A 25841-nucleotide genomic window follows, 5' to 3' on the forward strand; every position below is an offset into this window, starting at 1 on the left:
TGCGCCGGAGCCGCCGCCGATCGGTGAGGGTCGGGGACCAGCGGCGGCTCCGGGGTCTTCGGGCCCGGCTCAGCGGTGGTCGCTGCCCGCCGACTGGGTGGCCGCGCGGCCCGCCTCGAGGCGGGCGACCGGGATGCGGAACGGGGAGCAGGAGACGTAGTCCAGGCCGGCCTCGTGGAAGAAGTGGACCGACTCCGGGTCGCCGCCGTGCTCGCCGCAGACGCCGAGCTTGAGGTCGGGGCGGGTGGCCCGGCCGGCCTGGGCGGCCGCCTTCACCAGCGAGCCGACGCCGTCCTTGTCGATCGTCTCGAACGGGGAGACGCCGAAGATGCCCTTCTCCAGGTACGCCGTGAAGAAGCTCGCCTCCACGTCGTCCCGGCTGAAGCCCCACACCGTCTGCGTCAGGTCGTTCGTGCCGAAGGAGAAGAACTCCGCCGCCTCGGCGATCTGGGCCGCCGTGAGAGCGGCCCGGGGCAGCTCGATCATCGTGCCGATGGCGAGCTTGAGCGAGGTGCCGGTCGCCGCCTGGACCTCCGCGACGACCTGGTCGGCCTCGTCGCGGACGATCTCCAGCTCCTGGACCGTGCCCACGAGCGGGATCATGATCTCGGCGCGCGGGTCGCCCTTGGCCGCCTTGCGCTCCGCCGCCGCCTCCGCGATCGCGCGGACCTGCATGGTGAACAGGCCGGGGATCACCAGGCCGAGGCGCACGCCGCGCAGGCCCAGCATCGGGTTCTGCTCGTGCAGCCGGTGCACCGCCTGGAGCAGGCGCAGGTCGTTCTCGTGCGGCTCCTGGCGGGACTCGGCCAGGGCCACGCGGACCGAGAGCTCCGTGATGTCGGGCAGGAACTCGTGCAGCGGCGGGTCGAGCAGGCGGATGGTGACCGGGAGGCCGTCCATCGCCTCGAACAGCTCGACGAAGTCCTTCTTCTGCAGGGGCAGCAGCGCCTTCAGGGACTTCTCGCGCTCCTCCTCGGTGTCCGCCAGGATCAGGCGCTCCACCAGCTCGCGGCGGTCGCCGAGGAACATGTGCTCGGTACGGCACAGGCCGATGCCCTGGGCGCCGAAGCGGCGGGCGCGCAGCGCGTCCTCGGCGTTGTCCGCGTTGGCGCGCACGCGCAGGCGGCGCTTGCGGTCGGCGAAGGCCATCATGCGGTGGACGGCCTCGACCAGCTCGTCGGCGTCGTCGGCGCCGGGGTGCATCCGGCCCTCGAAGTACTCCACCACCGGGGAGGGGACCACCGGGACCTCGCCCAGGTACACCTTGCCGGAGGAGCCGTCGATGGAGATGACGTCGCCCTCCTCCACGACCTGCCCGCCGGGCACCGTCATCCGGCGGCGCTTGGTGTCGACCTCCAGCTCCTCGGCGCCGCAGACACAGGTCTTGCCCATGCCGCGCGCGACCACGGCCGCGTGGGAGGTCTTGCCGCCGCGCGAGGTCAGGATGCCCTCGGCGGCGATCATGCCGTCCAGGTCGTCGGGGTTGGTCTCCCGGCGGACCAGGATGACCTTCTCGCCCGAGCGGGACCACTTCACGGCGGTGTAGGAGTCGAAGACCGCCTTGCCGACCGCGGCGCCCGGCGAGGCCGCGATGCCCCGGCCGACCTTCTCGACCTTGGCGGACTCGTCGAAGCGCGGGAACATCAGCTGCGCGAGCTGGGCGCCGGTGACGCGCTGGAGCGCCTCCGTCTCGTCGATCAGGCCCTGGTCCACCAGCTGGGTCGCGATGCGGAAGGCCGCGCCCGCGGTCCGCTTGCCGACGCGGGTCTGGAGCATCCAGAGCTGGCCGCGCTCGATGGTGAACTCGATGTCGCAGAGATCCTTGTAGTGGTTCTCCAGGGTCTCCATGATCTGCATGAGCTGGTCGTACGACTTCTTGTCGATGCTCTCCAGCTCGGCGAGCGGGACGGTGTTGCGGATGCCCGCGACCACGTCCTCGCCCTGCGCGTTCTGCAGGTAGTCGCCGTAGACGCCCTGGTGGCCGGAGGCGGGGTCGCGGGTGAAGGCGACGCCGGTGCCGGAGTCGGGGCCGAGGTTGCCGAAGACCATGGAGCAGACGTTGACGGCCGTGCCGAGGTCGTGCGGGATGCGCTCCTGGCGGCGGTACAGCTTGGCGCGGTCGCCGTTCCAGGAGTCGAAGACCGCCTTGATGGCGAGGTCCATCTGCTCGCGCGGGTCCTGCGGGAAGTCCCGGCCGGCCTCCTTCTTGACGATCTTCTTGAAGGTGGCGACCAGCTTCTTCAGGTCGGCGGCCGCCAGGTCGGTGTCGACCGTGACCTTCTTGGCCTCCTTGGCCTTCTCGAGGGCCTCCTCGAAGAGGTCGCCGTCGACGCCGAGGACGGTCTTGCCGAACATCTGGATCAGGCGGCGGTAGGAGTCCCACGCGAAGCGCTCGTCGCCGGCCTGCTCGGCCAGGCCCTGCACCGACTTGTCGGAGAGGCCGATGTTCAGGACCGTGTCCATCATGCCGGGCATGGAGAACTTGGCGCCCGAGCGGACGGAGACCAGCAGCGGGTTGTCGGGCTGGCCGAGCCTCTTGCCCATCTTCTGCTCGAGTGCGTCGAGGTGCGCACTCACCTCGTCACGCAGTGCCGCGGGCTCCTCGCCACTGTCCAGGTAGACCTTGCAGGCCTCGGTGGTGATGGTGAAGCCGGGAGGAACGGGGAGGCCCAGGTTCGTCATCTCGGCGAGGTTGGCACCCTTGCCGCCGAGGAGATCCTTGAGGTCCTTGTTGCCCTCGGTGAAGTCGTAAACGAACTTCGCTACGTGGGGTTCTTTGTTTTCCGACACGGGTCTCGACTCCTTGAGGCCGCGGTGGCTGCCCTGACGGCGAGGAACATACCCAGATCGAAGGTGCCTGGGTACGTCCACTCGTGCGTCATGGGCCCGTAACCTGTCGTCCGCCAGTGGATCGAAAGTCAAAGCTTGGCAACCGGAGACGGCCGGATGTTTTCACTTCTTGAACGCACCCATGGCCAGGGGTGCGGATTTTCGCTCAGATGAGCAGCCTCTCCGCTCCTCTGATTTCGATCGATGAACGATCAAGGGGTGGCACCCAGTGCCACCCCTTGGAGAAGTGCAGTCGCCCAAGATCCGCTCATCTGAGCGCAACCCTTATCAAGGGTGGCGAGAATCACGCTGCCACAGCGGACCGGATTTCACCATGCGGACGCCCGGCGGACCCGGACCGGGACGGCGGCGCCGGGAGGGAACGCCCTAGTCACACGCCCAGCGCGAGCAGGCGTTCCTCCACCCGGTCCGGCGCGTACAGGTGCTCCACCACCAGCGCCCCGGCGCCGACCAGCCCGGCCCGCTCCCCCAGCCGGGAGGTCACCACGTCCAGGTGGGCCGTGGAGCGGGGCAGCGCCCGCTGGTAGAGCAGTTCCCTGACGCCGGTCAGGAAGGGCGTCCCGGCCAGGTCCCCGGCGATCATCAGCACCCCGGGGTTGAGCAGGGTCACCACCGTCGCCAGCACGTCCCCGACCCGGCGCCCGGCCTCACGGGCCAGCGCGGCGGCCTCGGGGTGCCCGGCGGCCAGCAGGTGCCGCACGTCCGAGCCGGAGGCCGCCGGCACCCCGGCCTCGGCCAGCCGGCGGGCCACGGCGCCGCCGCTCGCGACGGCCGCGAGACAGCCGTGCGAACCGCAGCGGCACAGCGCGTCCGCGCCCACCCGGATGTGCCCGATGTCGCCCGCCCCGCCGTCCACGCCCCGGTAGATCGAGCCGTCCACCACGACCCCGGCACCGATGCCCGTGGAGACCTTGACCAGCACGAACGCCGAGCAGTCGGGGTGTACGGTGCGCTGTTCGCCGTACGCCATGAGGTTGGCGTCGTTGTCCACCAGGACGGGGACCGCCGGGGCGCCGGTGCGCTCGGTGAAGGCGCGGGAGAGGCGGCCCCTTATGTCGTAGCCGTCCCAGCCCGGCATCATCGGCGGCTGCACCACCCGGCCGGTCCCGCTCTCCACCGGGCCGGGTACGGCGAGCCCGATCCCGCACACGTCCTGCGCCCGGTGACCGGTCTTGGCCGGCAACTCCGCGAACCAGCGCCCGAGTTCGCCCAGCACGGCCTCGGGCCCGTCCTCGAGCACCAGGGTGCCCGAGCGTTCGGCGAGTATCTCGCCGCCCAGGGTCAGCACGGCCGCGCGGGCGTGCCGGGTGTCGAGGTCGGCGGCGAGGACGATCGCGTGGGCGTCGTCGAACTCCAGCGTGATGGCGGGGCGTCCGCCGAGCGGCGAGTCCACCGGGCCGCCCGCGCCCTCGCGCAGCCAGCCGGCCCGGAACAGCCGGTCGAGGCGCTGGCCGACGGTCGCCCGGGACAGTCCGGTGGCCTGCTGGAGCGCGCCGCGCGTCACGGCCCGTCCACTGCGCACCAGTTCGAGCAGATCGCCGGCGCTCGCCTGGCCTCCGCCCTTTCCCGTCCTGACGGGCCGTCCGGTCATGCGCACCCCCTTGTGTTTCCCAAGCCTGCATTACATATTGGGTTCTGCGTGTTAAATAGACGTAACCCTGCGGTAGCCACAGCCAAACCCGGTCGGCCGGACGTCTTCGGGGAGTCCCGAGTGGATCGCACTGCCCAGCTCACCGCCCGTCTCCCGGAACGGGCGACCGCGTACGATCCGCCGGCCGCGCCGCCGGCGCCAGCGTCCTCGGCGTCCCTGCACGCCCGGGCCGCCCGGGTGCTGACGGCGAACTGGACGGGCGCGTCGACGGTCCCCTCCCGGAGCCTGTACCCGCACCAGTGGTCCTGGGACTCGGCGTTCATCGCGATCGGCCTCAGGCACGTCTCGCCGTTACGGGCGCAGACGGAGCTGGAGACACTGCTGGCCGCCCAGTGGGGCGACGGGCGCGTCCCGCACATCGTCTTCAACCCCTCCGTACCGCTCGACGCCTACTTCCCGAGCCCCGACTTCTGGCGCTCCTCGACGGCGGGGCGCGCCGCGGGCGCCCCGCGCACCGTACAGACGTCCGGCATCGTCCAGCCACCGGTGCACGCGCTGGCGGCCTGGCTGGTGCACCGCGCCGACCCTGGCCTGTCGCGCGCGCGGGGCTTCCTGGCCCGTGTGTACCCGCGGCTGGCCGCCTGGCACCGGTACCTGCTGCACCGGCGGGACCTGGGCGGGGGCGGGCTGGTGTCCGTCGTCCACCCCTGGGAGCAGGGTATGGACAACAGCCCCTGCTGGGACGTCCCGCTCGCCCGCGTCACGCCCGCCCCGGCCCGCTCCTTCCGCCGCGCCGACCTCGACCACGGGGCGGCCGGGGACCGGCCGACGGACCTGGACTACGGGCGGTACGTGCGGCTGGCCGCCGACTACCGGGACTCCGGGTACGCCGAGGGCGGCGCCTTCGCCGTCGAGGACCCGGCGTTCAACGCGCTGCTCATCGCCTCCGAGCACGCGCTGGCCCGCATCGCCGGGGAGCTCGGCGCCCCCGCCACCGCCCGCCACGCCCGCGCGCAGCGCCTGACGGCGGCACTGGTGGACCGGCTCTGGGACGCGGAGCGGGGGATGTTCCTGTGCCGGGACCTGCGCGGGGGCGAAGGCGGAGGGGGAAGCGGCGTCCTCGTCCCCGAGCTCGGTGTCTCCGGGCTCGTGCCACTCCTGCTGCCCGGTCTTCCCCGCGAGGTCGTCACCGCCCTCGTCCGCACGCTGCGCGGCCCGCACTTCGGGCTCGGGGGGCGCACCCGGCTCGTGCCGAGCTACGACCTGCTCGGGGCGGCCTTCGACCCGCACCGGTACTGGCGGGGTCCGGCCTGGTTCAACACCGGCTGGCTGCTGGAGCGCGGACTGAGGCTGCACGGCGTGACGGCCGCCGCCGACACGCTGCGCGAGGCCGTGCTGGACCTGGCCGGTGCCACCGGCTTCGCCGAGTACGTCGACCCGTTCACCGGCGAGGCCTGCGGAACGACCGGCTTCGGCTGGACCGCCGCACTCGCGCTCGACCTGCTCCACCGGCCCCCGGGCACCAGTGTGTCCTCCACGGGCACCGGCACGTTCGACAGCAGGGACATGGGAGGGGACCGGCGATGACGGACCGGCATCATCTGCTCGTGCACGGCTCGACCTTCGCCGCCGTGGGCGACCGGGGCGACATCAGCGGGGTGCGGGGCGGCGGTTCCCCGGACGGGCTGTTCGTGCGGGACGCCCGGCACTTGAGCCGCTGGCAGCTCACCGTCGACGGCGCGGTGCCCGAGGTGCTCACCCCGGTCGCCGACGGCGACGCGGCACGCTGCGTGCTGGTGCCGCGCGGCGGCCGGCTGGAACCCCCTGCCCACACCCTCTTCCGCGAACAGGCCGTCGGTGACAGCTCGTTCGTGGAGGTGCTGCGGGTGACCAGCAACCGGCCGGTGCCCACCACGGTCCGCCTCGCGGTCACCGCCGACGCCGACTTCACCGACCAGTTCGAGCTCCGCTCCGACCACCGCACCTACGTCAAGGCCGGCGCCCTACGCTCCCGCGAGGTCCTCGGCGACGGCATCGAGTTCACCTACCGGCGGGCCGAGTGGTGCTCCCGCACGAGCATCACCGCCGACCCCGCGCCGGACGCCGTGGAGGAGACCGGCACCGGCGCCCGCCGGCTGGTGTGGACCCTCGAACTGGCCCCGCACGGCACCACCGAGCTGGTGCTGCGCGTCATCGCCCGCCCGCACGGCGACCGCCGCGCCCTGCGCGTGCCCCGCTCGCCCGCCGCCGTGAACGAGCAACTCCTCGAATCGGAGGGCGCGTTCGTGGAGGGGGTGGCCTTCCCGACCGGCTGGCCGGAACTGGCGGCGGCCTGCGCCCGGGGCCTGGCCGACCTGGCCGCGCTGCAGATCCCGGCGGCCGGACCGGACGGCGAGGAGCTGCGCGTCCCGGCGGCCGGCGCCCCCTGGTTCCTCGCCCTCCTCGGCCGGGACGCCCTGCTGACCTCCCTGTTCGCACTGCCGTACCGCCCGCGGCCGGCCGCCGCCACGCTGCTCGCGCTGGCCGCGACGCAGGCGACCGGCCGGGGCCCGTCCCCACTCGCCCAGCCCGGCAAGATCGTGCACGAGGTGCGGCACGGCGAGCTGGCCCACTTCGGCCAGGTGCCGTTCGGGCGGTACTACGGCTCGGTCGACGCCACCCCGCTGTTCCTGATCCTGCTCGGCGCGTACGTCGAGCTGACCGGGGACACGGCCCTGGCCCGGCGCCTGGAGCCGCACGCCCGGGCCGCCGTCGGCTGGATGCTGGACCACGGCGGACTGACCTCGCGCGGCTACCTCGTCTACCGCGCCGACGAGGGCGGCCTCGCCAACCAGAACTGGAAGGACTCCCCCGGCGCGATCTGCTGCGCCGACGGCACCCGGCCCACGGGCGCGGTGATGGCGGCCGGGGCGCAGGGCTACGCGTACGACGCGCTGCGCCGCACGGCGGGCGTGGCGCGCACGGTGTGGTCCGACCAGACGTACGCGGCGCTGCTCGAACAGGCGGCCGCGGACCTGCGCGACCGCTTCCAGCGGGACTTCTGGATGCCGGAGCGGTCCTTCCCGGCGCTCGCGCTGGACGGGGCGGGCCTCCAGGTCGACGCGCTGGCCTCCGACGCCGGGCACCTGCTGTGGTCGGGGCTGCTGGACAAGGAGTACGGGGAGGTCGTCGGCCGGCGGCTGCTGGAACCGGACTTCTTCTCGGGCTGGGGCGTCCGCACGCTCGCCTCCGGGCAGCCGGCGTACCACCCGCTCTCCTACCACCGCGGGTCGGTCTGGCCGCACGACAACGCGCTGATCGCCCTGGGGCTGGCCCGCTACGGCCTGCACGACGAGGCCCGTACGGTGGCGCACGCGCTGGTCGACGCGGCGACGGCCACCGGGCACCGGCTCCCGGAGGTGCTGGCGGGCTACGGCCGCGACACCCACCCCGAGCCGGTCCCCTACCCGCACGCCTGCGTGCGCGAGTCCCGCTCGGCGGCGGCCCCGCTGGCCCTGCTCACGGCGGTCGGAGGCGCCTGACGGGAGCCCTGGCGGGGGCCTTGGCGGGGCGTTTGCCCGCTGTTTGCCGAGCGCCGTGAACAGGGGAGTCGGGTGAGCCGTACGGGAGGGCGGCGGGCCAGGCGGGCCGGGGCCCTCTCCGGCCCCGCCCAGCCTCCCCAGCGTGGCCCGCCGACTCCGTCACGGGTCTCGCAGGGAAGGACCTCCGGGTTGCCTCAGCACACGAGCACGCGCAAGTCACCGGGTACCGCCGGGGGGACCGAGGGGGTCCTGGAAGAGGCCGAGGCGGCCGTTCCCGCTCAGCCCGCCGCCGGCCGCGAGGCCACCGCGACAGGGGCCGGGGGTGCGGACGTCGCCGAGCCCGCGGGTGCGAGTACGCCCGCCGCCGCGGAGCCGGAACAGACCGGCGCGGCCGAAGCCGCCGCAGTGAACGCCGGGGAACCGGACACCGCGAAGAGCGCCACGCCGAACGCCGGAAAGCCGGGCACCACGGAAAGCGCTGCGGCAGACGCCGGGGAGCCGGACACCACGGGAACTCCCGCCCCCGCGAACGCCGAGCAGACCGGCACCCCAGAGACCACCACCGCAGAAGCCGAGCAGGCGCGCACCGCGGAGCCCGGCGCCGGGGAGCCGGCCGCCGCGGGCATCCCCACCACCCCGGAAGCCGAACGCGACGGCACCGCGGAAACCGCCACCGGGGAGCCGGCCGCCGCGGGCATCCCCACCACCGCGGAAGCCGAACCGGTCGGCACCGCGGAAACCGCCGCCGGGGAGCCGGGTACCGCGGAACCTCCCGCCGCCACAGGCACCAAACAGGTCGGCACCGCGGAATCCGCCACCGCGGAGGCCGGCGAGCCGGACACCACGGAAGCCCCCGTCGCCGCGGACGCCGAACAGACCGGTGCCGCGGAAGCCACGGCCCCCGCAGGGGCCTCCCACCCCGCGGAAGCCACGGCCCCCGCCTCCGACGAAACGGACCCGACTTCCGCCGCGTCGCCGGAGGCGCCCGCGTCTCCGGCGCCCCTTCCCTCCCGTGGCCCCCGGGGCGTCTGGGCCGCCTGGTCCGCCCGGACGCGGCGGTGGCGGCAGGCGCATCCGGTGGCCGCTCGAGGGGTGTCCGTGAGCGTCACCGTGCTGGCCGCCGCCCTCGTCGTGGCCGCGCTGGTGCTGCCGAACAGCGTGGTCGGGCTGGGGCCCGCGAAGTTCACGCGGATACCGGCGGAGGCCGTCATCGGAGCGGCCCTGATGCTCGCGCTGCCGCGGCGCCCGCGGATCGTGCTGGCGGCGGTGTCCGGGGTCGCGCTGGCCGGGATGACCGTGCTGAACCTGCTGGACATGGGGTTCAACCAGTACCTGGGCCGGCCGTTCAACCCCGTCCTCGACTGGAGCCTGCTCGGCGACGCGCAGTCGTACCTGGAGGACTCCCTCGGCCGTACGGCGACCCTCGCCGCCACCACCGGCGTCGTCGCGCTCGTGCTGCTGCTGGCCGTGCTGCTGGCGCTGTCCATGGTCCGGCTGAGCAACCTGCTCGCCCGGCACACCGGCACCGCGACCCGCGGCACGCTGATCGCCGGCGTCGTGTGGATCACCTGCTCCTCGCTGGGCCTGCAGGTCGCCGGCGTGCCGATCGCCGCGGACCGCACGGCCACCTCGCTGAAGGTCGAGGCCCGGCGGTTCTCGGACACGCTCAAGGACGAGGCGGAGTTCGAGAAGGTCGCCAAGGTGGACCGGTTCGGGAACACCCCGGGCAGTCAGCTGGTGCCCGACCTGCGCGGCAAGGACATGATCTTCACCTTCATCGAGAGCTACGGCCGCAGCGCCGTCGAGGACCCGATCATGGCCCCCGGTGTCGACGCGACCCTCGACGCCCGGACCAAGGCCCTCGCCAAGGCCGGTTTCCACGCCAAGAGCGGCTGGCTGACGTCCGCGACGTACGGCGGCAGCAGCTGGCTCGGCCACTCCACCACCATGTCGGGCCTGTGGATCAGCAACCAGCAGCGCTACCGCACGGTCATGGCCAGCGACCACATGAGCCTGACCGACGCCTTCAAGAGGACCGGTGACTTCGACACGGTCGGTGTGATGCCGGGTGTGCAGAAGGGCTGGCCGGAGCAGCAGTGGTACGGCCTGGACAAGGTCTACAACGCCTTCCAGCTCGGCTACCGGGGCCCGAAGTTCAGCTGGTCGACCATGCCGGACCAGTACGCCCTGCAGCAGTACCAGGAGCGGGTGCACAGCAAGCGGCCCGCGGACGGCAAGTCGCGGATGTCGCTGCTGATCCTGACCTCCAGCCACCAGCCGTGGGCGCCGATCCCGAAGATGGTCGGCTGGGACCAGCTGGGCGACGGGTCGGTCTTCAAGGGCATCGAGGCGGCGGGCAACAAGCCGGCCGACGTCATCGCCGACACCACCAAGTCCCGCCAGGAGTACGGCAAGGCGATCCAGTACTCGGTGACCGCGCTCACCCAGTGGCTGGAGCGCTACGGCACCAAGAACACCGTCCTGGTGTTCCTCGGCGACCACCAGCCCATCGCCCGGGTCAGCGGCAACCACGCCAGCCGCGACGTGCCCGTCGCGATCGTGGCCAAGGACCCCAAGGTGCTCGACAAGGTCTCCGGCTGGGGGTGGACGGACGGCCTGCGGCCCGCGCACGACGCGCCGGTGTGGAAGATGAGCGCCTTCCGCGACCGCTTCCTGACGGCCTACGGCTCCACCCCGCACCCGAAGACGCGCTGACCGGGGCCCCGGTCAGCCGCCGGACGTGTCCAGTTCGGCGTCCTCGCCCACGCCCGCGCAGTCGTACGGGTCCTTCAGCCAGCCGTCCGGCAGCACCACCCGGTTGTTGCCGGACGTGCGGCCGCGGGGCCCGTCGGCGCCGGCCGGCCACGGCTGGTCGAGGTCGAGTTCGTCGAGCCCGTCCCGCAGTTCCCGGAGCGACGACGTGATCGCGAGCCGCTTGCGCATCTCGGAGCCGACCGCGAAGCCCTTCAGGTACCAGGCGACGTGCTTGCGGAAGTCGACGACGCCCTTGGACTCGTCGCCGATCCACTCGCCGAGCAGGGTGGCGTGCCGGACCATGGTGCCGGCGACCTCGCGGAGCGTGGGCCGGGCGCGCTCCGCACGTCCCTCGAACGCGGCCACGAGGTCCGCGAACAGCCAGGGCCGCCCCAGGCAGCCGCGCCCCACGACGACGCCGTCGCAGCCGGTCTCCCGGACCATGCGCAACGCGTCCTCGGCGGACCAGATGTCGCCGTTGCCGAGCACCGGGATCTCCGGCACGTGTTCCTTCAGCCGGGCGATCGCCTCCCAGTCGGCGGTGCCGCCGTAGTGCTGGGAGGCCGTGCGGCCGTGCAGCGCGATCGCCGTCACGCCCTCCTCGACGGCGATGCGGCCGGCGTCGAGGTAGGTGAGGTGGTCGTCGTCGATGCCCTTGCGCATCTTCATCGTGACGGGCAGGTCACCGGCGCCGGAGACCGCCTCGCGCAGGATGGCCCGCAGCAGGTTGCGCTTGTAGGGCAGGGCCGAGCCGCCGCCCTTGCGGGTCACCTTCGGCACCGGGCAGCCGAAGTTGAGGTCGATGTGGTCGGCCAGGTCCTCCTCCGCGATCATGCGGACGGCCTTGCCGACGGTCGCGGGGTCGACGCCGTACAGCTGGATGGAGCGCGGCCGCTCGCTCGCGTCGAACCTGATCAGCTGCATGGTCTTCTCGTTGCGCTCGACCAGCGCCCGGGTGGTGATCATCTCGCTGACGAACAGACCCTTGCCGCCGCTGAACTCCCGGCACAGCGTCCGGAAGGGCGCGTTGGTGATGCCCGCCATGGGAGCGAGCACGACGGGCGGCCGAACCGGGTGAGGACCGATCTGCAGGGGGGACTCGAGCGTGGACATTGCTCCATTGTCCCGTACCGGGGACGGTGACCGTCCCCGCCTGTGGACAACCCGGCGACTCCCGGGAACTCCCGGCGACTTCCGGACTCCTGTATCGCTCATTAGTTAGACGCACTATCGAAATCCGCGTACGATGGCACGCATGCCCGAGCTCAGCCACCGCCGACGCCTGCTCGTGCTCGCGATCTGCTGCATGAGCCTGCTCATCGTGAGTCTCGACAACACCGTGCTGAACGTCGCGCTGCCCTCGATGCAGCGCGAACTGCACGCCACCACCTCCGGCCTGCAGTGGACCATCGACGCCTACACGCTGGTGCTGGCCTCGCTGCTGATGCTGGCCGGCTCGACGGCCGACCGGATCGGCCGCAAGCGCGTCTTCATGTCCGGCCTGGTCGTCTTCTCCATCGGCTCCCTGCTGTGCTCGCTCGCGCCGAACCTGACCCTGCTGGTCGTCTTCCGGATGGTGCAGGCGGTCGGCGGCTCGATGCTCAACCCGGTCGCCATGTCGATCATCACCAACACCTTCACCGACGCCCGTGAGCGCGCCCGCGCGATCGGCGTGTGGGGTGCGGTGGTCGGCATATCGATGGCCGCCGGACCGCTGGTCGGCGGCCTGCTGGTGGAGTCGGTCGGCTGGCGCTCGATCTTCTGGGTCAACCTCCCGGTCGGCCTCGCGGCCCTGCTGCTCACCCTGAAGTTCGTGCCCGAGTCCCGGGCACCCCGGGCCCGCCGCCCCGACCCGGTCGGCCAGGTGCTGGTGATCGCCCTGTTCGGCTCGCTGACGTACGCGATCATCGAGGCACCGGACTCCGGCGCGGGCACCGTCGCCCCGTTCGCCGCGGTCGCCCTCGCGGCCCTGATCGGCCTGCTGTGGTACGAGCCCCGGCGCCAGGAACCGCTCATCGACCTGCGCTTCTTCCACTCCGCCCCGTTCAGCGGGGCGACCGTGATCGCGATCAGCGCGTTCGCGGCGCTGGGCGGCTTCCTGTTCCTGTCCACGCTGTACCTGCAGAACGTGCGCGGCCTGGACGCGCTGCACGCCGGCCTGTGGATGCTGCCGATGGCCCTGCCGACGTTCCTGTGCGCGCCGCTGTCCGGGCGCCTGGTCGGGACCCGGGGGCCGCGGCTGCCGCTGCTGGTGGCCGGTGCCGCCATCACCGCGAGCGGGGTGCTGTTCGCCGCGTTCTCGGCGGAGACCTCCGACGCCACGCTCCTGCTGGGGTACGTGCTGTTCGGAACCGGCTTCGGGTTCGTCAACGCGCCGATCACCAACACCGCCGTGTCGGGCATGCCGCGCGCCCAGGCCGGTGTCGCCGCCGCGGTCGCCTCCACCAGCAGGCAGCTGGGGCAGACGCTCGGTGTCGCCGTGCTGGGCGCGGTGCTGGCCTCCGGCATCGGCCGCTCCTCGTACAAGGACGCCTTCGTCTCGGCGGCCGGGCCCGGGTGGTGGATCCTCACCGGCTGCGGCGTGGCCGTCCTGGTGCTCGGGTTCGTCACCAGCGGGCGCTGGGCCCACGGGACCGCCGAGCGAACGGCCGAGAAGCTGGAGTCACCCGAGGTGCGGCAGACCGTGGGCGCCTCCGGGCGGGCCTAGGGTCTTTCGTTTGGATCAGGCCGGATCAGGGAGCGGGGTCCGGTGCCGTGGATCGCCAGGCGGAGGAGGGCGCCATGGCGGAGCCATGGCAACCGACGACAACGCGGCGAGGCACGGTGCCGGGGCCCGCGAGCCCGGCATCCAAACGAGAGGCCCTAGGAGACGTCACCGGCCGTCGCCAGTTCGTGCAGCCTTTCCAGGCGCAGGCGCGTCTCCTCGTTCCTCGGCGTGTACGTGACCATCCGGGCCCCCGACTGGGGGCTGAGCCACAGGTCGGTGTGGACCAGCGACAGGTGGCCGACGTACGGGTTGAGGAACTCCTTGGTCTTGGAGCGGTTGCCGACGACCTCGTAGCGCTCCCAGTTCTCGCGGAACTCCGGGGACTCGCTCAGCCGCTTGACCAGCATTTTCCAGGCGGGCTCCGCGAGGTGGCCGGCCATGGAGGCGCGCAGGCGGGCGGCCATCAGGCGCATGGTCTCCTCGAGGTGGACGATGGACGCGCGCCAGTCGCTGTTGGTGTGGACGAGCAGCATGCAGTTGCGGTCCTCCGGCGGGATCGCGTCCAGGTCGCACAGCAGGCGGGCGTAGGTGCGGTTGTAGGCGAGGATGTCGTACCGGCTGTTCTGGATGCAGGCCGGGATCGGCTCCAGCCGGCGCAGCAGCTCGCGCTGCGCGTCGGTCACGCCCGAGCAACTGGCGGCCGGCGTCGGATCGGTCGCTCCGGCGAGCTGGAAGAGGTGGACGCGCTCGCTGGCGTCCAGCATCAGGGTGCGGGCCAGGGCGTCGAGGACCTGCACGGAGACCTGGATGTCGCGGGCCTGCTCGAGCCAGGTGTACCAGGTGACACCGACCGCGGCGAGCTGGGCGACCTCCTCCCGCCGCAGGCCGGGGGTGCGGCGCCGGGCGCCGCGGGGCAGGCCCACCTGCTCGGGCGCGATGCGCTCGCGCCGGCTGCGCAGGAAGGCGGCCAGTTCGTGCCGCCGGATCTCCGCGCCCCGCGCCGGCTGCGCGGGACCGGTCTCCGGGGCCGTGGTCGCCGTGGTCGCCGTCGTCGTCATGCCTCCAGGATGCCGCCCGGCGGATCCTGTTGCCAGGTACTTCTGCTACCAGGATCAGGAGACTCTGGTACCCGTCTGAGGGCGGGCGCAGGCTCGGGTGCATGACACAGACCGTCACCGCCCCGGCCGTTCGAGCGCCGGGCACACCGCCCGCACTCGGCGGGCCGGGATTGTTCACCGTTCTGCTGGCCGCGGCGCTGCCGCTGGTCGACTTCTTCATCGTCAACGTGGCCCTGCCGACCATCGGCGCCGATCTGGGCGCGGGCGAGGCCGTCCTGGAACTGGTCGTGGCCGGGTACGGGGTCGCCTACGCCGTGCTGCTCGTGCTCGGCGGGCGGCTCGGGGACCTGTTCGGGCGGCGGCGGCTGTTCCTCGGCGGAATGGCCGCGTTCGGGCTGACCTCACTGGCGTGCGGGCTGGCGCCCGGCGCCTGGAGCCTCGTCGCGGCGCGGGTCGCGCAGGGGGCGTCGGCCGCCGCGATGCTTCCGCAGGTGCTCGCCACCATCCAGGCCACCACGACCGGCGGCCGCCGGGCCAGGGCGATGAGCCTGTACGGCGCCACGGCCGGGCTGTCCATGGTCGCTGGGCAGATCCTGGGGGGCCTGCTGGTGGCCGCCGACCTCGCCGGCACCGGCTGGCGGGCGATCTTCCTGGTCAACGTGCCGGTCGTGCTGGCGGGGCTGGTGCTGGCCGTGCGGTTCGTGCCGGAGACCCGCTCGCAGCACCCGGAGCCCGTGGACGGGCCCGGCACCGTCCTGCTCGCGGCGTCGCTGCTGACGCTGCTCGCGCCGCTCACCGAGGGCCGGGCGGCGGGCTGGCCGCTGTGGACGTGGCTGTCGCTGGCCGCGTTCCCTCTCGTGGCGGCCGCGTTCTACGCCGTGGAGCGGCGGCTGGACCGGCAGGGGCGGACCCCGCTGGTGCCGCCGAGCCTGTTCGCGCTGGCGTCGCTGCGGCGGGGGCTGGTGCTGATGCTGCCGTTCTCGATGGGCTTCAGCGGGTTCATGTTCGTCATCGCGCTGGCGCTGCAGCGGGGGGCCGGGCTCGGGCCGGTGCCGGCGGGGCTCGCGCTCGCGCCGATGGCCGTGGCGTTCCTGTTCGTCTCCCTCGCCGGCCCGCGCCTCATCGCCCGCTTCGGCACCCGGGTGGTCACCGCCGGGGCCGTCCTGCAGGGGGTGGGCGTCCTGCTGATCGCACTCGCCGCCTGGCGGGACTGGCCGCACCTGGGCTTCGGCGCGCTGCTGCCGGGCGCGGCCGTCGCCGGGGCCGGCCAGGCGCTGCAACTGCCCAACCTGCTGCGGATCGTGATGTCCGAGATCCCGCCGGCCCGGGCGGGCGTCGGCAGCGGTGTGATGGTCACCACCCAGCAGTCGGCGTTCGCCCTCGGTGTGGCGACCCTGGGGACCCTCTTCCTCACCCTGGTTCCGCACCAGGGCATGCGGGACGCGCTGGTCATCACGCTGCTGGTGCAGCTGGCCGGGGTGGCCCTGACGGGCCTGCTGAGCCTGCGCCTGCCGCGCACGGTCGGCTGAGCGACGGGCCCGGCCCGGGCCGGGCGGCGGTGAACCGCGCGGCCTTCGTGGGGCACACTCGGGCGCGGGAGGGGACATGTCACCGATCGGCACGGACAGGATCAGCCGCTGGGACCAGCACGGCCGGGAGCACGTGGTCCGGGTGCGCCGCAGGGGGGTGCGGCGCACGATCAGCTGCGAGACCTGCGGCTGGCACCGGGGCGCCCCGCTCGCCCCCTGGCCGAAGGCGGTGGAGCATCTCGCCGGGGCCCACCAGGCGACGGTGGACCCGGCGGGCCCCCGGCGGCCGTCGCGCCGGGCGGCGGTGGACAGGCTCTAGCTGTTGTCCGCCCGCAGCCCCCGCACCAGCAGGTCCACCACCGCCTCCAGTTCCGTCTCTATGCCGTCCCGTTGCCACTCCCGGGCATAGCAGGGGTCGTGGAAGCGGCCGGTGGCGTGGAAGACGGCGTGGGCCGTGGCGGAGGGGTCCACGGCCGTGAAGGTGCCCGCCGCGGTGCCGGCCTCGATGATGTGCGTCAGCTGTCCGGTGAGGTCGGCGATGTGCTCGCCGACCACCGTGCCGGTCTCGTCGATGAGCGCGGTGTAGGTGGCGAAGAGTTCCGGGTCACCGCCGGCCTTGTGCCGCTTGGCCTCGAACAGGGTCGCCAGCCAGTCCCGCAGGCGGGCCTCCGGGTCCCGGTCCTCTGCGGCGATGCCGGCGAGACGCTCCGAGGTACGGTCCAGCCACCGCTTGGTCACCGCCTCGCGCAGCGCCGTCTTGGTGCGGAAGTGCCGGTAGACGCTGCCGTGGCTGACACCGAGCGCGCGGGCGACGTCGACCACGGTGGCCTTGGCCGGGCCGTGGCGGCGCAGCACCTCCTCGGTGGCTTCGAGGATGCGCTCGGCGGTCAGGGTCTCGGTGGTCGGTGCCATGCCCTAGACCGTACCTGGAGCGGGATTCAGCGTTCGCTGTCGAGCATCGCCATCTGTGCGGGGGCGTAGCGGTCGCCGGCCGCCGCGTCCGCCGGGACGGCGCTCTCGATGGCGGCGAGGTCCGCCTCGTCCAGGGTCACGTCCAGCGCGCCCAGCGACTCGTCCAGCCGCTCGCGGGTGCGCGCGCCCACGAGCGGAACGATGTCCTCGCCGCGTCCGAGCACCCAGGCGATGGCGATCTGGGCCACCGTGACGCCCTTCTGCTCGGCGATCTTGCGCAGGGACTCGACGAGGGCGAGGTTGTGCCGGTAGTTGTCGCCCTGGAAGCGCGGCGAGTGGGCCCGGAAGTCGTTCGCGGCGAACTGCTGTCCGGGCGTGAGGCGACCGGAGATCAGGCCGCGCGAGAGCACGCCGTAGGCGGTCACCGCTATACCCAGTTCACGGAGGGTCGGCAGGATCTCCTGCTCGATGCCGCGGGAGATGAGCGCGTACTCGATCTGGAGGTCGGCGATCGGGGCGGTGGCGGCGGCCCGGCGGATGGTGTCGGCGCCGACCTCGCTGAGGCCGATGTGCCGGACCCACCCCTTCTCGGCCAGTTCCGCGATGGCGCCGACCGTCTCCTCGATCGGCACGTCCGGGTCGAGGCGGGCGGGGCGGTAGACGTCGATGTGATCCACGCCGAGACGCTGGAGCGAGTACGCGGCGAAGTTCTTCACGGCGGCCGGGCGGCCGTCGAAGCCGGACCAGCCGCCGTCGGGGTCGCGCAGGCCGCCGAACTTCACGCTGACCAGCGCGTTGTCCCGGAGGGCCGACGGCGCGGTGCGCAGGGCTTCGCCGATCAGCAGTTCGTTGTGACCCATGCCGTAGAAGTCGCCGGTGTCCAGCAGGGTCACTCCGGCTTCCAGAGCCGCGTGGATCGTCGCGATCGATTCGGCGCGGTCCGCGTCGCCGTACATGCCGGACATGCCCATGCAGCCGAGGCCGAGGGCGGATACCTGAGGGCCGGTGGTTCCGAGGGTTCGCGTGTGCATCGTCATGCCTCCACTGTGGCATGACGGGTGACAGATTTCAATATCTGTCACTCCATAGTTGTCATGGAGTGTCTCGGGGATCGCGGGCGCGGCAAAACGCCCGCCCCCCGTCCGATCGGATCGGACGGGGGGCGGGCGTGTGGCGCAGAGGCGCCGCGGGCGTCAGCAGCCCAGCAGGCGGCTCGCCAGGTAGCCCTCGATCTGGTCGAGGGACACGCGCTCCTGCTTCATCGAGTCGCGCTCGCGGACCGTCACCGCGTTGTCGTCCAGGGTGTCGAAGTCGACGGTCACGCAGTACGGCGTGCCGATCTCGTCCTGGCGGCGGTAGCGGCGGCCGATGGCGCCGGCGTCGTCGAACTCGATGTTCCAGTTCTGCCGCAGCGCCTGGGCGAGGCCCTTGGCCTTGGGCGACAGCTCCGGGTTGCGGGACAGCGGGAGGACGGCCACCTTCACCGGGGCGAGGCGGTGGTCCAGGCGGAGCACGGTCCGCTTCTCCATCTTGCCCTTGGCGTTCGGCGCCTCGTCCTCGACGTAGGCGTCGAGGAGGAAGGCCAGCATGGTGCGGCCGACGCCGGCCGCGGGCTCGATGACGTACGGCGTCCAGCGCTCGCCGGCCTCCTGGTCGAAGTAGGAGAGGTCCTGGCCGGAGGCCTTGGAGTGGGCGCCGAGGTCGTAGTCGGTGCGGTTGGCGACACCCTCGAGCTCGCCCCACTCGCTGCCGCCGAACTGGAAGCGGTACTCGATGTCGGCGGTGCGCTTGGAGTAGTGGGAGAGCTTCTCCTTCGGGTGCTCGTACCAGCGCATGTTCTCAGTGCGCAGGCCGAGGCCCGTGTACCAGTTCCAGCGCTGCTCCATCCAGTACTCGTGCCACTGCTCGTCCTCGCCGGGCTTGACGAAGAACTCCATCTCCATCTGCTCGAACTCGCGGGTGCGGAAGATGAAGTTGCCCGGCGTGATCTCGTTGCGGAACGACTTGCCCATCTGGGCGATGCCGAACGGCGGCTTGCGACGGGAAGTGGTCTGCACCTGGGCGAAGTTGGTGAAGATGCCCTGGGCGGTCTCCGGGCGCAGGTACGCCACCGAGCCGCTGTCCTGGGTCGGGCCGAGGTGGGTGGAGAGCAGGCCGGAGAACTGCTTCGGCTCGGTGAACTGGCCCTTGTTGCCGCAGTTGGGGCAGTTGATGTCGGCCAGGCCGTTCGCCGGGGCGTGGCCCTTCTTCTCCTCGTACGCCTCCTCGAGGTGGTCGGCGCGGAACCGCTTGTGACACGAGGTGCACTCGGTCAGCGGGTCCGTGAAGGTGGCGACGTGGCCGGAGGCGACCCAGACCTCGGAGGCCAGGATGACGGACGAGTCGAGACCGACCACGTCCTCGCGCGACGTCACCATGTAGCGCCACCACTGGCGCTTGATGTTCTCCTTGAGCTCGACACCCAGAGGTCCGTAGTCCCAGGCGGCACGCTGTCCGCCGTAGATCTCACTGCACGGGAAAACGAAGCCACGGCGCTTGCTCAGGCTGACGATGGTGTCGATCTTGTCGGCGGCCACGGTGCTCTCTTCATTACGACGACGGGCGTTGAAGCGAGATGCTTCCAGCGAATGCTTCAGGTTACCGGCGCAGGCTCCCCCACGGCCAAATCGGCCCCTGCTCGCGACCCCTTTCCACCCCTTTCACAGCCCCTTCCCGCTCCGCTCCCGACCGTTGTTGACAACCGTTTCCATCTTAGTTGAAAATGACTGTCATGAACGTTCGACGACGCCTCATACCCGTCGCGGTGGCCGCGGTCACCGCCCTCGGGCTCGGCACCCTCTCCGCCTGCTCCAGCGACGCCGTGGCGGGGGGAACCGGCCGGTTCGACGTCGTCGCGTCCTTCTATCCGATGGCCTTCCTCGCCGAGCGGATCGGCGGCGGCCACGTCCACGTCACCACCCTGACCTCCCCCGGGCAGGAGCCGCACGACCTGGAGATCAGCCCGAAGCAGATCGCCCTCCTCGAGGAGTCCGACGCGGTCCTGTACCTGAGGAACCTCCAGCCCTCCGTCGACACCGCGGTGGCCCAGTCGCCGGTGCGGACGAAGATCGACGCGGCCTCCCTGACCACGCTGGAGGAGCACGGCACCGAGGCCGGCGGCCACGCGGCCGCCCACGACACCTCCCCCGGCGGGGAACCCGGCGCCGAGGACCCGCACGTCTGGCTCGACCCGGTGCGCTACGCGCAGGTCGCCGAGGGCGTGGGCAAGGCCTTCGAGAAGGCCGACCCGCGGCACGCCGCCGACTACCGGAAGAACACCGCGGCCCTGGTGAAGCGGCTGGACGAGCTGAACACGCGGTTCGAGAAGGGGCTCGCGCACACCAGGACCAGGGTCTTCCTGACCACGCACGCCGCCTTCGGCTACCTCGCCGAGCGCTACGGCCTCACCGAGGAGGCGATCAACGGCCTCGACCCCGAGTCCGAGCCCAGTGCGGCGCGCGTGCGGGAACTGGAGACCATGGCCCGGGCCGACCGCGTCGGCACCGTCTTCTACGAAACCCTGGTCAGCGACCGGACCGCGCGGACCATCGCGGGCGACGCGGGGCTGCGGACGGACGTCCTCGACCCGATCGAGGGCATCACCGACAGGTCCCGCGGCAGGGACTACTTCACCGTCCAGGAGGCCAACCTCACGGCGCTCCGGCAGGCCCTGGGCGCCAAGTGACCGGCACGGAGGACCAGATCATGGATGAGCCCGTCATAGCGATGCGCGGCGTGACCGCGGACCTCGGCTCGCGCCCCGTCCTGCGCGGCGTCGACCTGACCGTGCACCGCGGCGAGGTCGTCGCGCTGCTCGGCGCGAACGGCTCCGGCAAGTCGACGGCCGTGCGCAGCCTCATCGGCCAGGTGCCGGCCGGCTCCGGGAGCATCGAGCTGTTCGGCACCCCGCGCCGGTCGTTCCGGGACTGGGCGCGCGTGGGGTACGTGCCGCAGCGCACCACGGCGGCCGGCGGGGTGCCCGCGACGGTGACCGAGATCGTCTCCTCGGGCCGCCTGTCCCGCACCCGCTTCGGCCTGTTCCGCAGGGCCGACCGGGAGGCCGTGCGCCGGGCCCTGGAGCTGGTCGGGATGGCGGACCGCGCCGGGGACCCGGTGACCGCGCTGTCCGGCGGCCAGCACCAGCGGGTGCTGATCGCCCGCGCCCTGGTCGCCGAACCCGAGCTGCTGATCATGGACGAGCCGATGGCGGGCGTCGACCTGGCCAGCCAGGAGGTGCTGGCGCACACGCTCCGGGAGCAGGTCGCCGCCGGGACGACCGTGCTGCTCGTGCTGCACGAACTGGGCCCGCTGGAGCTCCTGATCGACCGGGCGGTGGTCCTGCGCGACGGCTGCGTCGTGTACGACGGCCCGCCACCGAAGGCCCCGGCCGGCACTCCCCCACTCTCGGCTTCGCTCGAGCGGGGGACCCCCAGCCCGGCCACGACCACGTCCACCCGCACACCTCCGCGGGCACCCCTTCGACGCGCACGGGACTGCTGAGCCGATGGACTTCCTGAACTACGCCTTCATGCAGCGGGCGCTCCTCGCCGCCGTCCTGGTCGGCGTCACCGCCCCCGCGATCGGCATCTACCTCGTCCAGCGCCGCCAGCCCCTGATGGGCGACGGCATCGGGCACGTGGCGATGACCGGCGTCGGCCTCGGCTTCCTGCTGCACGCCTCGCCGGTGTGGATGGCCACGGCCGTCTCCGTGCTCGGCTCGGTCCTGATGGAGCTGATCCGCTGGTACGGCAGGACGCGCGGCGACATCGCCCTCGCGATGCTCTTCTACGGCGGCATGGCGGGCGGGGTGATGTTCGTGAACCTCGCGCCGGGCGGCTCCAACGCCAACCTGACCTCGTACCTGTTCGGCTCGCTGTCGACGGTCGCGCCCTCCGACGTGACCGCGATCGTGGTGCTGGCCGCGTTCGTGGCCGCCGTCACCCTCGGCCTGCGCCGCCAGCTGTTCGCGGTCAGCCAGGACGAGGAGTTCGCCCGGGTCACCGGGCTGCCGGTGCGGGCCCTGAACCTGCTCACCGCCGTCACCGCGGCGGTCACGGTGACCGTCGCCATGCGGGTGGTGGGCCTGATCCTGGTCTCCGCGCTCATGGTCGTGCCCGTCGCCGCCGCACAGCAGCTCACCCGCAGCTTCGCCGCGACCTTCGCGATCGCCGTCGCCCTCGGCGTCACCGTGGCGGTCAGCGGCACGATCACGTCGTTCTACCAGGACGTCCCGCCGGGCGCGACGATCGTCCTGCTGACCATCGCCGCGTTCGCCGCCCTGACCGCGCTGGCCGCCCCGCTGGCCCGTCGGCGCGCCCGCGCGGCGGCCGCGGCACGGCCCGCCGGGGCCCCGGTGGAGTGCGCGATCCCGGCGGCGAGAGGCCGGGGCGCCGGTGCCTGACCGCCGACAGCCCGGGCTGGCACAATGGCCCGGGCAGACGCGACAGGTGAGGAGACAACGGTGACGACCGCTGGACCGCCCGTGAAGGGCCGCGCCACCCGGCAGCGCGCAGCCGTGGCGGCGGCCCTGAACGAGGTCGAGGAGTTCCGCAGCGCGCAGGAACTGCACGACATGCTCAAGCACAAGGGCGACTCGGTCGGGCTCACCACCGTCTACCGCACCCTGCAGTCCCTCGCCGACGCGGGCGAGGTCGACGTCCTGCGCACCGCCGACGGCGAGTCCGTCTACCGCCGCTGCTCCACCGGCGAGCACCACCACCACCTGGTCTGCCGCAGCTGCGGCAAGGCGGTCGAGGTCGAGGGCCCGGCGGTGGAGACGTGGGCGGAGGCGATCGCCGCGGACCACGGCTTCGTCAACGTGGCCCACACGGTGGAGATCTTCGGCACCTGCGCGGACTGCGCCGCGGCCGCCGGCCGCTGACCGGCCGCCCGGCGTCCGTCAGCCGCGTCCGAAGCAGCGCTCCAGCTCGTCCAGGTCGTAGAAGGCGCTGTTCTTCGCGACGGGCCGGCAGCCCGCCTTGAAGGCCGTCTCCTTCTCGTTGTAGAGCATCCGCACCAGGTAGCGGTCGCCCTTGCGGAAGAGGTCCCACTGGATGTTCGCGCCCAGCGGGGAGACGTCCGCGCCCCGCCAGGGGTTGTCGGCGTAACGGTACGGCCGGTCCGGGTCGGCCGGCCGGGTGCTGCCGGGCAGGCGCATCAGCGCGGCCAGCGGAATGATCTCCTCGGCGTGGGTGAAGCGCAGTTCGGCACCGAGGTCGCTGGTGCCGTCCCGCTTGGCCTCGGCCTGCCGGAAGAAGTCGTCGAGGAGGACGTCCGCCATCCGGTAGGTGATGTCGCTGTCGGCGAAGCCGGGGCCCTTGCGGTAGAACTCCTCGGCGTCGGACAGGTAGCCGAACCGGTCCGCGGCGGAGCGGGACACGTACCGCTCCATCCCCCAGCCCTTCCCGTCCGGGCTCTCCTCGCTCATCGCGGGGGCGGTGGCGTACAGGTTGTAGACGGCCCGGGCGGCGCCGACCTGGTCGTCGATCCGGTCGACGAAGGCGGCCGTGAAGATCCTGCGCAGCACGTCGCGGGCGGCCTCGTGCGTCCTGGGCTGGTCCGTGACGGCCCGCAGGGTGTCCCTGAGGCGCTGGTCGTGGGCGAGGTAGTCGCGGTAGGCGGCGCCCGCGGCCTCCTTGTGGAAGTAGAGCAGGTCCCTGTCGGTGCGGGCCGGGCCGATCAGCGGCTTCAGCGCGGGATCGGCGTCGGCCAGGGCGTCCGCGTACTCGGCGGCGCTGTCCACCGCCCGTCCCTGGCCGCTGCTGACGACGTCGATCCTCTCGCCCTCGTCGGCGATCGTCGCGAACAGGGACGGCATCCGCCGCTCCAGCCGCAGCGCGGTGTCCCGCATCTCCCGCCGTCCGCGCCCGCTGAGGTTGCCGTAGCCGACCTCGGCCATGGCGGCCTGCAGATCCCGCACGGCCGGCCCGAACCCCTCACCGTCCCTGGTGAGTTGGTGCTCCGCCTCGGCCTCGTCCCACAGCGTGAGGACCAGGTCGCCGTCCTCGCTGCCGGTGGCGGAGCGGGAGCCGTGCCGGGAGACGTTCTCGGTGAAGACGGGCTCGAAGCCGGCCGGGGGCCGCTGGTAGCCGTGCGTCTGCCCGGGCGCGTAGGGCGCCTTGGTGCCGTAGCTCTCCCGGCGCGCGGGGCCGGTGTCGCCGGCGTGCGCGTGACCGGCGTCCGCGGCGTGCGCGGGCAGGGCGGTGAGCAGCAGGGCCCCGAGGGCGAGGACAGGAGTGAGCCTTCTCATGATCCGCATACTCGGCTCCCTGGGTGAAGCGCGGGTGGCTGCCGGGTGACCGGCTCAGGCGCCGGGGTCGCCCTCCATGGCCAGCAGTTCCTCGTTGGGGATGGCGCCGCCGAACCGCCGGTCGCGGGAGGCGAACTCCAGGCAGGCGCGCCACAGGTCGCGGCGGTCGAAGTCGGGCCACAGCACGTCCTGGAAGACCATCTCGGCGTACGCGCTCTGCCAGAGCAGGTAGTTGGAGGTGCGCTGCTCGCCGCTCGGGCGCAGGAACAGGTCGACGTCCGGCATGTCCGGGTAGTACAGGTACTTCTGGATGGTCTTCTCGTTGACCTTGGCCGGGTCGAGCCGGCCGGCCCTCACGTCCTCGGCCATCGCCTTGGCCGCGTCGGCCAGTTCGGCGCGCCCGCCGTAGTTCATGCAGAAGTACAGCGTGAGCAGGTCGTTGTCCTTGGTCTGCTCCTGGGCGACCTGGAGCTCCTTGGCGACCGACTTCCACAGGCGGGGCATCCGGCCCACCCAGCGCACACGGATGCCGAGCGCGTCGAGCTGGTCGCGGGTCTTGCGGATGAAGTCGCGGTTGAAGTTCATCAGGAAGCGGACCTCGTCGGGCGAGCGCTTCCAGTTCTCGGTGGAGAAGGCGTACAGGGAGATGTTGCGGACGCCGATCTCGATCGAGCCCTGCAGCACGTCCAGCACGCGCTCGGCGCCGACCTTGTGCCCCTCGGTGCGGGGCAGTCCGCGCTCCTTGGCCCAGCGGCCGTTGCCGTCCATGACGATCGCGACATGCTCGGGGACCAGCTCGCCCGGGAGCTTCGGCGGGCGGGCGCCGGACGGGTGCGGCTCCGGCGCCTGGTACTGGCGGCGCTGGCGGCCCAGGATCCCGCGTACGACCATGTGCTTCTCGTCTCCCTCTGCCTCGGGGTGTCACTTCTCGACGTAGCGGAGCGAGCGCAGCCCGCGCTCCAGGTGCCAGTGCAGGTAGGCGGACACCAGCCCGCTGCCCTCCCGGACGTACCGCGCCTCGCACGCGTCCGCCGTCTCCCAGTCTCCCGTAAGCAGCGCGCCGAGCAGCACCAGGGTCTGCGGGGACGGCACGACGCTGCCGGGCACCCGGCAGTCGACGCAGACGGAGCCGCCGGAGGCGACCGAGAAGAAGCGGTTGGGGCCGGGCATGCCGCACTTCGCGCAGTCGCCGAAGCTGGGGGCGTAGCCGTTGACGGCGAGGGAGCGCAGCAGGAAGGCGTCCAGGACCAGGTGGGGTGCGTGCTCGCCGCGGGCGAGGGTGCGCAGCGCGCCGACGAGCAGCAGGTACTGCTGGACGGCCGGCTCGCCCTCGTGGTCGGTGAACCGCTCGGCGGTCTCCAGCATGGCCGTGCCGGCGGTGTAGCGGGCGTAGTCGGTCACGATGCCGCCGCCGTACGGGGCGATGGTCTCGCTCTGCGTGCACAGCGGCAGCCCGCGCCCGATCAGCTCACTGCCCCGCGCGAAGAACTGGACGTCCACGTGCGAGAACGGCTCCAGCCGCGCCCCGAACTTCGACTTCGTGCGCCGCACCCCGCGCGCCACGGCCCGCACCCGCCCGTGCCCGCGCGTGAGCAACGTGATGATGCGGTCGGCCTCACCGAGCTTCTGGG

Annotated in this window: 19 protein-coding genes and 1 pseudogene; 10 read left to right on the forward strand and 10 right to left on the reverse strand. The window is 72.6% G+C overall.

The genetic code is table 11. The features are described 5' to 3' along the window. Positions 1-69: 69 nt before the first annotated feature. Complete coding sequence (gene ppdK, locus AQJ66_RS18020) at positions 70-2790, reverse strand: pyruvate, phosphate dikinase (RefSeq protein WP_061922748.1); 2721 nt, start codon at positions 2788-2790, stop codon at positions 70-72. 430 nt (positions 2791-3220) lie between these two features. Then, the gene (locus AQJ66_RS18025; RefSeq protein WP_208611388.1) at positions 3221-4441 is read right to left on the reverse strand and encodes an ROK family transcriptional regulator; all 1221 of its coding nucleotides are present in this window, start codon (positions 4439-4441) and stop codon (positions 3221-3223) included. Positions 4442-4561: 120 nt separating this feature from the next. Between AQJ66_RS18025 and AQJ66_RS18030 the strand changes: the two genes are divergently transcribed. From AQJ66_RS18030 to AQJ66_RS40975, 3 genes are all read left to right on the forward strand, one after another. Continuing rightward, entirely contained in the window at positions 4562-6028 is a 1467-nt protein-coding gene (locus tag AQJ66_RS18030) for an MGH1-like glycoside hydrolase domain-containing protein (protein WP_061922753.1), read from the forward strand. After that, positions 6025-7962 carry an amylo-alpha-1,6-glucosidase gene (locus tag AQJ66_RS18035; RefSeq protein ID WP_061922757.1) on the forward strand — a complete coding sequence of 646 codons (1938 nt, stop codon included), beginning with the start codon at positions 6025-6027 and terminating at the stop codon, positions 7960-7962. The genes AQJ66_RS18030 and AQJ66_RS18035 overlap by 4 nt, the downstream gene beginning before the upstream one ends. A 1098-nt stretch (positions 7963-9060) precedes the next feature. Further along, positions 9061-10677 carry an alkaline phosphatase family protein gene (locus tag AQJ66_RS40975; RefSeq protein ID WP_061923275.1) on the forward strand — a complete coding sequence of 539 codons (1617 nt, stop codon included), beginning with the start codon at positions 9061-9063 and terminating at the stop codon, positions 10675-10677. 12 nt (positions 10678-10689) lie between these two features. On the opposite strand, the gene dusB is transcribed toward AQJ66_RS40975, so the two are convergent. Then, positions 10690-11829 (reverse strand): tRNA dihydrouridine synthase DusB, encoded by a 1140-nt coding sequence (gene dusB / locus AQJ66_RS18045; protein WP_061922760.1) that lies wholly within the window; start codon positions 11827-11829, stop codon positions 10690-10692. Between the two features lie 142 nt (positions 11830-11971). Here dusB and AQJ66_RS18050 point away from each other — a divergent pair, with 142 nt between their 5' ends. Then, positions 11972-13423, forward strand: coding sequence for an MFS transporter (locus AQJ66_RS18050; RefSeq protein ID WP_061923278.1), 1452 nt, complete (start codon positions 11972-11974; stop codon positions 13421-13423). Positions 13424-13578: 155 nt separating this feature from the next. Here AQJ66_RS18050 and AQJ66_RS18055 read toward each other — a convergent pair whose 3' ends face one another. Then, positions 13579-14481 (reverse strand): helix-turn-helix transcriptional regulator, encoded by a 903-nt coding sequence (locus tag AQJ66_RS18055; protein ID WP_061922762.1) that lies wholly within the window; start codon positions 14479-14481, stop codon positions 13579-13581. A gap of 101 nt (positions 14482-14582) precedes the next feature. Here AQJ66_RS18055 and AQJ66_RS18060 point away from each other — a divergent pair, with 101 nt between their 5' ends. Then, positions 14583-16010 carry an MFS transporter gene (locus AQJ66_RS18060; protein WP_061922765.1) on the forward strand — a complete coding sequence of 476 codons (1428 nt, stop codon included), beginning with the start codon at positions 14583-14585 and terminating at the stop codon, positions 16008-16010. Between the two features lie 76 nt (positions 16011-16086). Continuing rightward, a complete protein-coding gene (locus AQJ66_RS18065) occupies positions 16087-16329 on the forward strand; it encodes a hypothetical protein (protein WP_061922769.1) in 243 nt (80 codons plus the stop codon). Here AQJ66_RS18065 and AQJ66_RS18070 read toward each other — a convergent pair. The 3 genes from AQJ66_RS18070 to AQJ66_RS18080 all read right to left on the reverse strand — a co-directional run bounded on the left by AQJ66_RS18070 (position 16326) and on the right by AQJ66_RS18080 (position 19498). After that, positions 16326-16922: a TetR family transcriptional regulator gene (locus AQJ66_RS18070; RefSeq protein WP_061922773.1), complete on the reverse strand. Its 597-nt coding sequence runs from the start codon at positions 16920-16922 to the stop codon at positions 16326-16328. The genes AQJ66_RS18065 and AQJ66_RS18070 overlap by 4 nt on opposite strands. Positions 16923-16948: 26 nt before the next feature. After that, positions 16949-17959, reverse strand: coding sequence for an aldo/keto reductase (locus tag AQJ66_RS18075; protein WP_061922776.1), 1011 nt, complete (start codon positions 17957-17959; stop codon positions 16949-16951). 156 nt (positions 17960-18115) lie between these two features. Then, complete coding sequence (locus AQJ66_RS18080) at positions 18116-19498, reverse strand: glycine--tRNA ligase (RefSeq protein ID WP_061922778.1); 1383 nt, start codon at positions 19496-19498, stop codon at positions 18116-18118. Positions 19499-19692: 194 nt separating this feature from the next. On the opposite strand from AQJ66_RS18080, the gene AQJ66_RS18085 reads away from it, so the two are divergent. The 4 genes and pseudogenes from AQJ66_RS18085 (at position 19693) to AQJ66_RS18100 (ending at position 22842) form a co-directional block, all read left to right on the forward strand. Further along, positions 19693-20646 carry a metal ABC transporter substrate-binding protein gene (locus AQJ66_RS18085; RefSeq protein ID WP_061922780.1) on the forward strand — a complete coding sequence of 318 codons (954 nt, stop codon included), beginning with the start codon at positions 19693-19695 and terminating at the stop codon, positions 20644-20646. Between the two features lie 20 nt (positions 20647-20666). Continuing rightward, a pseudogene (locus AQJ66_RS18090) lies at positions 20667-21478 on the forward strand (metal ABC transporter ATP-binding protein). Continuing rightward, entirely contained in the window at positions 21466-22362 is an 897-nt protein-coding gene (locus AQJ66_RS18095; protein WP_061922782.1) for a metal ABC transporter permease, read from the forward strand. The pseudogene AQJ66_RS18090 and the gene AQJ66_RS18095 overlap by 13 nt, the downstream one beginning before the upstream one ends. 60 nt (positions 22363-22422) lie before the next feature. After that, a complete protein-coding gene (locus AQJ66_RS18100; protein WP_061922783.1) occupies positions 22423-22842 on the forward strand; it encodes a Fur family transcriptional regulator in 420 nt (139 codons plus the stop codon). An 18-nt stretch (positions 22843-22860) separates the two neighbouring features. Here AQJ66_RS18100 and AQJ66_RS18105 read toward each other — a convergent pair whose 3' ends face one another. The 3 genes from AQJ66_RS18105 to recO form a co-directional block, all read right to left on the reverse strand. Then, positions 22861-24210 (reverse strand): histidine-type phosphatase, encoded by a 1350-nt coding sequence (locus AQJ66_RS18105; RefSeq protein WP_061923281.1) that lies wholly within the window; start codon positions 24208-24210, stop codon positions 22861-22863. Between the two features lie 54 nt (positions 24211-24264). Next, positions 24265-25101, reverse strand: coding sequence for an isoprenyl transferase (locus AQJ66_RS18110; protein WP_061922786.1), 837 nt, complete (start codon positions 25099-25101; stop codon positions 24265-24267). Between the two features lie 30 nt (positions 25102-25131). Then, positions 25132-25841: DNA repair protein RecO (recO, locus tag AQJ66_RS18115; protein ID WP_061922789.1), on the reverse strand; the 710-nt coding region annotated here is incomplete at its 5' end.

Source organism: Streptomyces bungoensis, assembly GCF_001514215.1.
GTDB classification, from domain to species: domain Bacteria; phylum Actinomycetota; class Actinomycetes; order Streptomycetales; family Streptomycetaceae; genus Streptomyces; species Streptomyces bungoensis.

Excerpts from the sequence above, each read along its gene's own strand:
- AQJ66_RS18025 (WP_208611388.1), bottom strand. The coding sequence starts at position 4,441 with ATGACCGGACGGCCCGTCAGGACGGGAAAGGGCGGAGGCCAGGCGAGC.
- AQJ66_RS18035 (WP_061922757.1), top strand. The coding sequence starts at position 6,025 with ATGACGGACCGGCATCATCTGCTCGTGCACGGCTCGACCTTCGCCGCC.
- dusB (WP_061922760.1), bottom strand. The coding sequence starts at position 11,829 with ATGTCCACGCTCGAGTCCCCCCTGCAGATCGGTCCTCACCCGGTTCGG.
- AQJ66_RS18050 (WP_061923278.1), top strand. The coding sequence starts at position 11,972 with ATGCCCGAGCTCAGCCACCGCCGACGCCTGCTCGTGCTCGCGATCTGC.
- AQJ66_RS18055 (WP_061922762.1), bottom strand. The coding sequence starts at position 14,481 with ATGACGACGACGGCGACCACGGCGACCACGGCCCCGGAGACCGGTCCC.
- AQJ66_RS18060 (WP_061922765.1), top strand. The coding sequence starts at position 14,583 with ATGACACAGACCGTCACCGCCCCGGCCGTTCGAGCGCCGGGCACACCG.
- AQJ66_RS18065 (WP_061922769.1), top strand. The coding sequence starts at position 16,087 with ATGTCACCGATCGGCACGGACAGGATCAGCCGCTGGGACCAGCACGGC.
- AQJ66_RS18070 (WP_061922773.1), bottom strand. The coding sequence starts at position 16,922 with ATGGCACCGACCACCGAGACCCTGACCGCCGAGCGCATCCTCGAAGCC.
- AQJ66_RS18075 (WP_061922776.1), bottom strand. The coding sequence starts at position 17,959 with ATGACGATGCACACGCGAACCCTCGGAACCACCGGCCCTCAGGTATCC.
- AQJ66_RS18085 (WP_061922780.1), top strand. The coding sequence starts at position 19,693 with ATGAACGTTCGACGACGCCTCATACCCGTCGCGGTGGCCGCGGTCACC.
- AQJ66_RS18095 (WP_061922782.1), top strand. The coding sequence starts at position 21,466 with ATGGACTTCCTGAACTACGCCTTCATGCAGCGGGCGCTCCTCGCCGCC.
- AQJ66_RS18105 (WP_061923281.1), bottom strand. The coding sequence starts at position 24,210 with ATGAGAAGGCTCACTCCTGTCCTCGCCCTCGGGGCCCTGCTGCTCACC.
- AQJ66_RS18110 (WP_061922786.1), bottom strand. The coding sequence starts at position 25,101 with ATGGTCGTACGCGGGATCCTGGGCCGCCAGCGCCGCCAGTACCAGGCG.